This window comes from Acidocella sp. (genome assembly GCF_035535915.1).
In the GTDB taxonomy this organism is placed as follows: Bacteria; Pseudomonadota; Alphaproteobacteria; order Acetobacterales; family Acetobacteraceae; genus Acidocella.
In genome coordinates, this window is record NZ_DATLPB010000050.1 from 1 (window position 1) to 10,108 (window position 10,108).

The 10,108-nt window shown below is 63.0% G+C and carries 9 protein-coding genes and 1 tRNA gene; 4 read left to right on the plus strand and 6 right to left on the minus strand.

The window, feature by feature from the left end; genetic code table 11:
- The 5 genes from dnaE to def form a co-directional block, all read right to left on the minus strand.
- Positions 1-2,799, minus strand: a 2,799-nt coding sequence (dnaE, locus tag VNC39_RS06250; protein WP_325397279.1) for a DNA polymerase III subunit alpha, incomplete at its 3' end; no start/stop codon positions are given.
- Positions 2,800-3,013: 214 nt separating this feature from the next.
- On the minus strand, positions 3,014-3,796 hold the full coding sequence (locus tag VNC39_RS06255) for a class II aldolase/adducin family protein (RefSeq protein ID WP_325397281.1): 783 nt from the start codon (positions 3,794-3,796) through the stop codon (positions 3,014-3,016).
- Positions 3,797-4,004: 208 nt separating this feature from the next.
- Complete coding sequence (gene truA, locus VNC39_RS06260; RefSeq protein ID WP_325397295.1) at positions 4,005-4,763, minus strand: tRNA pseudouridine(38-40) synthase TruA; 759 nt, start codon at positions 4,761-4,763, stop codon at positions 4,005-4,007.
- Positions 4,764-4,780: 17 nt separating this feature from the next.
- Positions 4,781-5,692 (minus strand): methionyl-tRNA formyltransferase, encoded by a 912-nt coding sequence (gene fmt, locus VNC39_RS06265; RefSeq protein WP_325397283.1) that lies wholly within the window; start codon positions 5,690-5,692, stop codon positions 4,781-4,783.
- Positions 5,689-6,231: a peptide deformylase gene (gene def, locus VNC39_RS06270; RefSeq protein WP_325397285.1), complete on the minus strand. Its 543-nt coding sequence runs from the start codon at positions 6,229-6,231 to the stop codon at positions 5,689-5,691. The genes fmt and def overlap by 4 nt, the downstream gene beginning before the upstream one ends.
- Before the next feature lie 365 nt (positions 6,232-6,596).
- On the opposite strand from def, the gene VNC39_RS06275 reads away from it, so the two are divergent.
- The 4 genes from VNC39_RS06275 (at position 6,597) to VNC39_RS06290 (ending at position 9,572) form a co-directional block, all read left to right on the plus strand.
- Complete coding sequence (locus tag VNC39_RS06275; RefSeq protein ID WP_325397287.1) at positions 6,597-7,070, plus strand: Hsp20 family protein; 474 nt, start codon at positions 6,597-6,599, stop codon at positions 7,068-7,070.
- An 80-nt stretch (positions 7,071-7,150) separates the two neighbouring features.
- On the plus strand, positions 7,151-7,405 hold the full coding sequence (locus VNC39_RS06280) for a DUF1150 family protein (RefSeq protein ID WP_325397289.1): 255 nt from the start codon (positions 7,151-7,153) through the stop codon (positions 7,403-7,405).
- A 124-nt stretch (positions 7,406-7,529) separates the two neighbouring features.
- A complete protein-coding gene (lepA, locus tag VNC39_RS06285; protein WP_325397291.1) occupies positions 7,530-9,335 on the plus strand; it encodes a translation elongation factor 4 in 1,806 nt (601 codons plus the stop codon).
- Between the two features lie 147 nt (positions 9,336-9,482).
- Positions 9,483-9,572: transfer RNA gene (locus VNC39_RS06290), tRNA-Ser, on the plus strand.
- Between the two features lie 139 nt (positions 9,573-9,711).
- On the opposite strand, the gene VNC39_RS06295 is transcribed toward VNC39_RS06290, so the two are convergent.
- The coding region (locus tag VNC39_RS06295; RefSeq protein ID WP_325397293.1) for a hypothetical protein at positions 9,712-10,108 on the minus strand (397 nt) is incomplete at its 5' end.

Below are 10,108 nucleotides of genomic sequence, written 5' to 3' on the forward strand. Positions count from 1 at the left end.
GTCCACATCCGGCCAATCCGGCGTGTTGGGCAGCCGCACCGGCTCCGGCGCGCCGCCGCCGAACAGGCCGATCTGCCCAGAGCTGCGCTCCTCGGCCAAGGACTGCGCCAGGCGCACGATCGTTTCCGCAGCGGCAAAAACCTGGGCGCGGTTGGGCACCACGGTGTCGAACGCGCCGGCCTTGGCGAGAATTTCGATCTGCCCGCGGGTGAGCGATTTTGGATCGATGCGCGCGGCGAAGTCCGAGAGGTCCTTGAACAGACGCGCGCCCCGCGCCTTCACCAGCTCCTGCATCGCCGCGATGCCGACTCGCTTGACCGCCCCCAGCGCGTAGCGAATGGCGTAGCTGCCATCCTCCTGTTGTTCCGGCCGGAAATCCGCCTCGGATTTGTTCACGTCCGGCGGCAACACCTTGATGCCAAGGCGGATCGCCTCGCCGCGCAGAATCGCCAGCTTGTCGGTATTGGCGATGGACAGCGACATGCAGGCGGCGAGCAAAGCGACGGGATAATTCGCGCGCAGATAAGCGGTCTGGTACGAAACCAGCGCGTACGCCGCGGCGTGCGATTTGTTGAAGCCATAGTCGGCGAACTTAGCCATGAGGTCGAAAATCTCGTTGGCCTTTTCCTCGGTATGGCCAAGCTTCAACGCGCCCTCGCAGAAAATCTTGCGCTGCGCGTCCATCTCCGCGCGGATCTTCTTGCCCATGGCGCGGCGCAGCAGGTCGGCGCCGGCGAGCGTGTAGCCCGCCATCACCTGGGCAATCTGCATCACTTGTTCCTGATAGATGATGATGCCGTATGTTTCCTCGAGAATCTCGTGAATCGCCGCGTCGGGCGCGGTCCAGGCCGCGCCGCGCTTACGCGCGCAATAATCCGGAATGTTGGCCATCGGCCCCGGGCGGTTCAGCGCCTGAATGGCGATGAGATCCTCAAACCGGTCGGGGCGCAATTGCTGGAGCGCGCTGCGATAGATCGTGGTTTCGAAGGTGAACACGCCGCCGGTGTCGCCGCGCGAGATCATCTCGTAAGTTTTCTTGTCGTCGAGCGGGATTTTCGAAATATCCACGTCGATGCCCTGCGCGCGCAGGAAGCCGAGCGCGCGGTCGATGATGGTGAGCGTGGTGAGACCCAGAAAGTCGAATTTCACCAGCCCGGCCTGCTCGACATATTTCATCGAGAATTGCGTCACCAGCAGGTCCGAGCGCGGATCTTTGTAAAGCGGCACGAGCTGGTCGAGCGGCCGGTCGCCGATCACCACGCCGGCGGCATGGGTGCTGGCATGGCGATACAGCCCTTCAAGCTGCAAAGCGATTTCCATGAGGCGCGCCAGGCCTTCGTCGGAATCGCGCAGCTCGCGCAATTTCACCTCGCCCTCGATCGCCTGGCTCAACGTCACCGGCTTGGCCGGGTTGTTGGGGATCAGCTCCGCCACCTTGTTCACCTGGCCGTAGGGCAGCCCCAGCACGCGGCCGACGTCGCGCACCGCGGCGCGCGCCTGCAATTTACCGAAGGTGATGATCTGCGCGACGCGCTCCGCGCCATATTCCTTGAGAACGTAGTTGATGACCTCGTCGCGCCGTTCCTGGCAGAAATCGATGTCGAAGTCCGGCATCGACACGCGCTCGGGATTCAGGAAGCGCTCGAACAGCAAGCCGTAGCGCAGCGGGTTGAGATCGGTGATGCGCAGCGCCCAGGCAACCAGCGAGCCCGCGCCCGAACCGCGCCCCGGCCCGACCGGAATGTCGTGGTCCTTGGCCCATTGGATGAAATCCGCCACGATGAGGAAGTAGCCGGGAAAGCCCATCTGCACGATGATGCCGAGCTCGAATTCCAGCCGCTGCCAATAAGGCGCCTGCTCAGCCTCCGCGAGGCCCTCCGCCGCCAGCCGCGCACGCAATCCTTCCTCGGCCATGGCCTGCACGGTTTCCGCCTCGGTGGTGCCGGGGCGCACTTTCGGGCAGATCGGCAAAAGCGGCTTGCGCGCCTCGGCCATCACCGCGCAGAAACGGGCGATGGCGAGCGTGTTGTCGCAGGCTTCCGGCAGGTCGGCGAACAATTCGCGCATCGCCTCGGCCGGCTTGAACCAATGCTCTGCGGTCACGCGCCTGCGCTCCTGCTCCGCCAGCACCCGCCCCTCGGCAATGCAAAGCAGCGCGTCATGCGCCTCGTGCATCGAGGATTTGGCGAAATACGCCTCATTGGTCGCCACCAGGGGCACGTTGCGCGCATCCGCCAGCGTGATCATGCCCGGCTCGATGGCGCCTTCCACCGGCACGCCATGGCGCTGTAATTCCATGGCGATGCGGTCAGGAAACGCCTCGGCCAGTTCGGCCAGATAGCGGCCGGCCTCGTCGAACAGCCCCTCGGCCAGCAGCCGGCCGATCGGCCCGCCGGCGCCGCCGGTGAGCAGGAACAAGCCTTCGGCATGGTCGAACAAGGTCCGCAGCGGAATTTGCGGCACCGTCACGGCATCGCCCTGCAGGAAACTCGCGGAAGACAGTTTTTGCAGATTGGCGAACCCCGCCGCGTTCTGCGCCAACAGCACCACCGGGTCCGGCGGCAGGGTCAGCCCCGGCCGCGCCAGGCCGAGCTGGCAGCCGATGATCGGCTGCACGCCCTCCTTGGTGCAATATTGCGAGAATTCCAGCGCGCCGAACATGTTGGAGCTGTCGGTGATCGCCACCGCCGGCATTTTCAGCTCCCGCGCCAAAGCCGCAATCTTGTCCGGCTTGATCGCCCCTTCGGAGAGCGAATAAGCGGAGTGAACCCGAAGATGAACGAAATTCTGGTGCGGCATGGGCGATTCCTGGCAAGCGAACCCGAGTCGCCTCAAATTCCGCTCCGGATCAAGCCCGGAACACCAAGGCAAGAAAGAAGCCGCTTTTTAAAAAAAGCGGCACCAAAAACTTTTTTGAAACTGGGCCGGTGGCGGCGAAACCAGCACGGCCCAGAGTCACAAAGTTTTTTTGCTACTTTTTGTTCACAAAAAGTAGCGCTTCCTTCGCTTTTTTCTAACTGCGGTAATCGATCGGCGAGCGTTCGATCTGGCGGCAGGCGGCGGCCCAGACCATTTCCAGGTGCGCGCTGCGCAGCGGCTCCGGTCGTTCGTGCTGGGCGGCGGCGTGGCGGCAGACCTCTTCGGACGGGATGATCAGCTTCGAGCCGCCGGAGAGTGCCGCCACCTGCGCCTGGCAGGAGCGCTCCAGGTAATAGATCTGCAGGAACGCGTCGGGGGCGTTATTGCCGCCCACCAGCAGGCCGTGATTCACGAGGATCATCGCCTTGTTGGTGGGGCCGAGATCGGCGACCAGGCGCGGGCACTCATCCTCGTCCAGCGCGATGCCCTCATATTTATGGTAAGAGAGCTTGCCATAAAATTTCATCGCATGCTGCGAGATCGGCAGCAGCCCCTGCTCCTGCGCGGCCACGGCGATGCCGGCGGCGGTATGGGTATGGATGATGAAGCGCAGATCATGCCGGGCGGAGTGGACCGCGGAATGGATGGTGAAGCCGGCCGGGTTGATGATTTTCGAGCCGTCCCGGTCCTGGTCCACGATATTGCCGTCGAGGTCGATTTTCACCAGGTCGGACGCCCGCATGTCCTCGAACAGCACGCCATACTGGTTGATCAGAAAATGATTTTCCGGTCCCGGCAGCCGGGCGCTGATATGGGTATAGATGAAGTCCGTCATGCGGTAATGCGCCACCAGCCGGTACAAGGCCGCCAGGTCGCAGCGTATGTTCCACTCGGCCTCATCCATCCCCACAGGGGCGATCCTGGTCGTAACGTTCATTTTTGATTTTCCTCCAGATTTTTTTTGGCGTGAGCGTAGGCAACTCAAGAAAGCGGCCGCTTTTTGAAAAAAGCGGCGCAAAAACTTTTGTTACTTTGGGCCCGAGGCGGCAAAACCAGCACGGCCCAAGTTTAAAAAAGTTTTTTGCTTCTTTTTTTCAAAAAAGAAGCCTTCCTTGCTTCCATGCTCAGCCCAACGGCCGGGACGGTCAAGTGAAAAGAAGCGCCGGTTCGTAACCAATGCTGACCAGATACAGCCCGTCCGCCGGGGCAGTGGGGCCGGCCATGGCGCGGTTTTTCGCTTCCAGCGCGTCTTGCACGCGGGATTCGGGCCAGCTTCCCTCCCCTACCATTTTCAGCGAGCCGACCATGTTGCGGACCTGATGGTGCAGAAAGCTGCGCGCCTTGGCGTGGACGATCAGCCGCTCCTCCTGCCGCGTGACGGTGAGTTCGTCGAGCGTGCGCATCGGCGATTTGGCCTGGCAGGCGGAGGCGCGGAACGAGGAGAAATCATGATGGCCAAGCAGCAGGTTGGCGGCGCGCTGCATGGCCGCCTCGTCCAGCCGGCGATTCACATGCCAGACGCGCCTGGCCTCGACCGCCGGCGGCGCCGGGCGGTTGGAGATCACATAGCGATAGGTCCGGGAAATGGCGGAAAACCGGGCATTCCACCCGTCCGGCGCAAGGCCGGCGCGCAGCACCACCACCGGGTGCGGCTTCATGTGGTAATTCAGCGCCTCACGGATACGGTGCGGCGGAAATTCCGGCAGGTCGATCTGCACGACCTGCCCCAGCGCGTGCACCCCGGCATCGGTGCGGCCGGACGCGGTGGCCTGCGGCGTGAGCCCGCCGCAGATTTTCGCCGCCGCCTCCTCGACAACCTGCTGAATGGCGAGCCCGTGCTTCTGACGCTGCCAGCCCATGAAGCCGGTGCCGTCATACTCCACTTCCAGGGCCCAGCTGATCAGCTGGGGCGCGTCGCCCATCAGAAGAACCGCGCCCCGGCGGGGAGCGAAAAGCCGCGCAGAAAATCCGCCGCGCTCATCGCCGCCTTGCCGGCCCGCTGCAACCGGGTCGGCCGCAGCGCCCCCTCGCCACAGGCGATGGTGAGCTGGTCGTCGAGGATTTCTCCCGGAATCGCGTCTGGCGCGCCTGGCACGATTTCAGCGGCGAGGATTTTCAGCACCACGTCGCCAAGCAAGGCCAGGGAGCCCGGCCAGGGCGTGAAGGCGCGGATCTGGCGCTCCAGCTCGGCCGCCGGCCTGGTGAAATTGAGTCGCGCATCCTCGCGGGAAAGTTTCGGCGCATAGGTGGAAAGCGCGTCGTCCTGCGGCACGGCGGCCGGGTTCTCCTCCAGGGCGCGGAGGATCAGGCGGCTGCCGATGTCGGCAAGCCGGTCGTGCAGGTCGGCGGCGGTATCGTGCGGCCCGATCGGAATCGCCTCACGCAGCCTCATGGCGCCGGTATCCAGTCCCTCATCCATCTGCATGATGGTGATGCCGGTTTGCGCATCGCCGGCCAAAATCGCCGCCTGGATCGGCGCGGCGCCGCGCCAGCGCGGCAGCAGGCTGGCATGGATGTTGAGGCAGCCGCGGCGCGGCGCCTCAAGAATGTCCTTGGGCAGGATCAGGCCGTAGGCCGCGACCACCGCGGCATCGAGGCCAAGGGAACGGAAAAACGCCGCTTCTTCCTCATTCCGGCGCAACCGCTTCGGCGTGCGGACCGGCAAGCCCAACTCCAATGCCGCCTGGTGCACCGGGCACGGCGTTTCCTTCTGGCCGCGATGCGCCGGCTTCGGCGGCTGCGCATATACCACCGCCACCTCATGCCCCGCCGCCACCAAAGCTTTGAGCGCCGGGACCGAAAATTCCGGCGAGCCCATGAAAGCGAGCTTCACTTGCGCGCGGCCTTCCCCTTCTGGTCCTTGGCGAGCCGGCGGAGCAGCATGTTGCGCTTCAGCGCCGAGAGATAATCGACGAACAGCACGCCGTTCAGATGGTCGATCTCATGCTGCAGGCAGGCGGCCAGCAGCCCCTCGCCCTCGATTTCCTTTTTATCGCCATGCTCGTCCAGGTAACGGACCTTCACCCGCGCCGGGCGGGTCACCTCGGCATATTGTTCGGGCACGGACAGGCAGCCTTCCTCGGCGGTCGCCGTTTCTTCCGAGGCGGCGACCACCTCCGGGTTGATCAGCACGAGCGGCGTCGGCACCTTTTCCGGCGCCAGATCGATCACCACCAGCCGGAGCAGACGGCCGATCTGCGGGGCCGCGAGGCCGATGCCCGGCGCCGCATACATGGTGGCGAACATCGTCGGGATCAGCGCCCGCACCTCGTCCATATCCGCCGGCGTGACGGCCCGCGCCATTTTGCGCAACACCGGGTCCGGCACGATGCGAATGGGCAATAACGGGGTTTCGATTTCTGCAACTGACATGCCACGCCTCTAGAGCAATCTTTGCGTCTCTGGAACCGGCCCGGCCCGGCGAAACGCATGACACCGCCCGCCCGGCACCGGGGCGGCGCCTTCACCGTCACGTAGATCCCGGAAGATGAATTTACCACAAGGAAAACCGCTGCCGATTGAAATTCCGCGCCTGGGTTCGCGGGACCGAATTACCGCTCGGTCATTGCGGCGCAAGAAACCCAGCCATGCGCGCTTCACGCGGCGGGACGCGGCGGGAAAACCGGCGGTGTATCAGTCTATTAGGGCTTGCAATGAGCGATGCTTATGACAATGTATGTCACGGATGCCTTCGGGGTCCATGACTTGCTTCGCTCATCCGGGGGAGCCTGAAAGAGATGAACACACGTGTTTTTACTTCGCCTTTGTTCCTGGGCTTCGACCATCTCGAACAGATGATCGAACGTGCCGCGAAAAATTCGTCGGACGGCTATCCGCCCTACAATATCGAGCAGCTCAGCCCCATTTCGCTGCGGATCACCCTGGCGGTGGCCGGCTTCTCGATGGACGATCTGCAGATCACGCTGGAAGACAACCAGCTGGTGATCCGGGGCCGCCAGACCGACGACGCGCACGGGCGCGTATTCCTGCATCGGGGGATCGCCTCCCGGCAGTTTCAGCGCGCTTTTGTGATCGCCGAGGGAATCGAGGTGAAGGGGGCGTGGCTCGATAACGGCTTGCTGCACGTCGATCTGGTTCGGCCGGTCCCTCAGCCGGTCGTCAAAACCATCCCGATCTCGCGCGGCCAGGCCAAAACTTCTGTGGCGCCGACTCGCACGGTAGATGGAGAGTCGCAAATCTCCGAGGGCTGAACGATCGAGTGTCCATATTTTTGACACGCTGTGGCCAAAATCCGGCTTTAGAAGCGGGTTCGGCCTGAAAGGATTGTGCAATGAACGTGAAAACGCATGATGGCAGCGCCAATTTCGTCCCTGGCACGGTGATCGACATTCATCACATCACCGTTGCTCAGCTGGCCGCGCTTGGCATGGAAGAGATCGCCTTCGTCAAACCCGTGATGACCGAGACCGGCCCGGCTTTCGCCATTCACGCCGCCGACGGCACCCCCATGGCCCTGGCCTCCGACGCGACCCTGGCTGCCGCCGCGATCATTCAGAACGACATGGTGCCAAGTCTCGTCCATTAATGACGCCTTGGCGCACGCATGAAGGGGCGGCCTCGGGCCGCCCCTTTCGCTTTCCCGGACGGTTTCGGCGGCCGGCGGCCGGCGACCTGTTCACCTTTGGGCCGATTCTGCGTATGTCTCCCCCATGACCGACACGCCCATCGACCTGATCCGCAACTTTTCCATCATCGCCCATATCGACCACGGGAAATCCACTCTGGCCGACCGGCTGATCCAATATTGCGGCGGCCTCACGGCCCGCGAGATGACCGAACAGGTCCTCGACAGCATGGACATCGAGAAGGAGCGCGGCATCACCATCAAGGCGCAGACCGTGCGCCTCGCCTATCCGGCCCAGAACGGCAAAACCTACACGCTGAACCTGATGGACACGCCCGGCCATGTGGACTTCGCCTATGAGGTGAGCCGTTCGCTCGCCGCCTGCGAAGGCTCGCTGCTGGTGGTGGACGCCTCTCAGGGCGTGGAGGCGCAGACGCTGGCCAACGTGTACCAGGCAATCGACGCCGGGCATGAGATCGTGCCGGTACTCAACAAGATCGACCTGCCGGCCGCCGATGTGCCGCGCGTCAAGCAGCAGATCGAGGACGTGATCGGCATCGACGCCTCGGACGCGGTGGAAATTTCCGCGAAGACCGGCCTCAACATCGAGGGCGTTCTGGAGGCGCTGGTCACCCGTCTGCCGCCGCCGAAAGGCGACGCCGACGCCGAACTCTCCGCGCTGCTGATCGATAGCTGGTACGACCAGTATCTCGGCGTGGTGATTCTCGTCCGCATCAAAAACGGCGTGCTGCGGCGTGGCCAGAAAATCCGTATGATGTCCACCGGCGCGGTGCACCCGGTCGAGCAGCTTGGCGTCTTCACCCCGAAAATGCGCCCCGTGGAGGCGCTCGGGCCCGGCGAGATGGGCTATATCACCGCCGCCATCAAAACCGTCGCCGACTGCAATGTGGGCGACACGATCACCGACGACCGCCGCCCGGCGGCCGAGCCCCTGCCCGGCTTCAAGCCCTCGGTGCCGGTGGTGTGGTGCGGGCTGTATCCGGTGGATGCCGACGATTTCGAGAAGCTGCGCGACTCCCTGGCCAAGCTGCGGCTCAACGATGCGAGCTTCCATTACGAGGCGGAAACCTCGGCGGCGCTCGGCTTCGGCTTCCGCTGCGGCTTCCTCGGCCTGCTGCATCTGGAAATCATCCAGGAGCGGCTCAGCCGTGAATTCGACCTCAATCTGATCGCGACCGCCCCTTCGGTCGTGTACAAGATTTTCCGCACCAACGGCGAGATGGCGCTGCTGCACAACCCGTCTGACATGCCGGATGGCAGCGTCATCGACCGCATCGAGGAACCCTGGATCCGCGCCACCATCATGGTGCCCGACGATTATCTTGGCGCGGTGCTGACCCTGTGCACCGAGCGCCGCGGCCAGCAGGTGGACCTGACTTATGTCGGCAACCGGGCGATGGCGGTGTACCGCCTGCCGCTCAACGAGGTGGTGTTCGATTTCTACGACCGGCTGAAATCCATCAGCCGCGGCTATGCCAGCTTCGACTACCAGATCGAGGATTATGCCGAGGCCGACCTGGTGAAAATCTCCATCCTGGTGAACCAGGAGCCGGTGGACGCGCTCTCCTTCATCGCCCATCGCGCGGCGGCGGAGAATCGCGGCCGCGCGATCTGCGCCAAGCTGAAGGATCTGATCCCCAAGCAGCTGTTCAAAATCGCCATCCAGGCCGCCATCGGCAGCCGCGTGGTGGCGCGCGAGACGATTTCCGCCCTCTCCAAGGACGTCACCGCGAAATGCTATGGCGGCGACATCTCGCGCAAGCGCAAGCTTCTGGAGAAGCAGAAAGAGGGCAAAAAGCGCATGCGCCAGTTCGGCAAGGTGGAAATCCCGCAGAGCGCCTTCCTCGCCGCGCTGAAAATGGACGTGTGATCTTTTCTCCCCCCCGGGAGGCCCCCTGCCCTTGAGCAACGCCCCCGGTTCGGGTTATGAGGCTCCCCGGAGCCGGTTCGCCCGGCTCCAGCTCGTTAAGGGCGCGGCTTGCCAGGGCATTATGCTCCGACCGACCGCTCCCATGCCGGAGAGATGGCCGAGCGGCTTAAGGCGCACGCTTGGAAAGCGTGTGTGCGTGAAAACGTACCCAGGGTTCGAATCCCTGTCTCTCCGCCAAAAAACCTTATTTTTCAACGACTTGCTCGGCGGCCAGGGAAAATTCCCTTATCAATCCCCTTGTCGTTCCAGCGAATAAATGCGGACGGTGGTGCACGGAAAGTCGTGCAACAAGAACGAATCAAACGGGAACGCTTGGTTATTGGAGGCGGTTGGTTTCTGGCTTTACCCATTGACTAATGTCACTGCCCTGTTCGCGCAGTCTCTCTGTTACGTGCTTAAGATATTTTCTTGCTTCGTCCCTCTCCTCAGGCTCAGCGACATCTGAGTTTGCGATTTTTGCTAGTGCGGCTATGGCCGCTCCGATGTGGGGCCGAACGTGCGAAGACAATGCGGCTTGTAGTTCACACGCGGTCTTGCGATCTTCTGGGCTGGCCGTGGTATCGGCCGCAAGAGTGTTGATCGCTGCAAAACAATCTTCAATGTCCTGTAACTTGTCATCGGCATCCTCCGCCTCAGATATCCTGTTGGTAAGAAAGCCGATATATCCCAGCCAATCGCGTCCGATCATACTTCCGTCTCCAGAATTTTTTCTA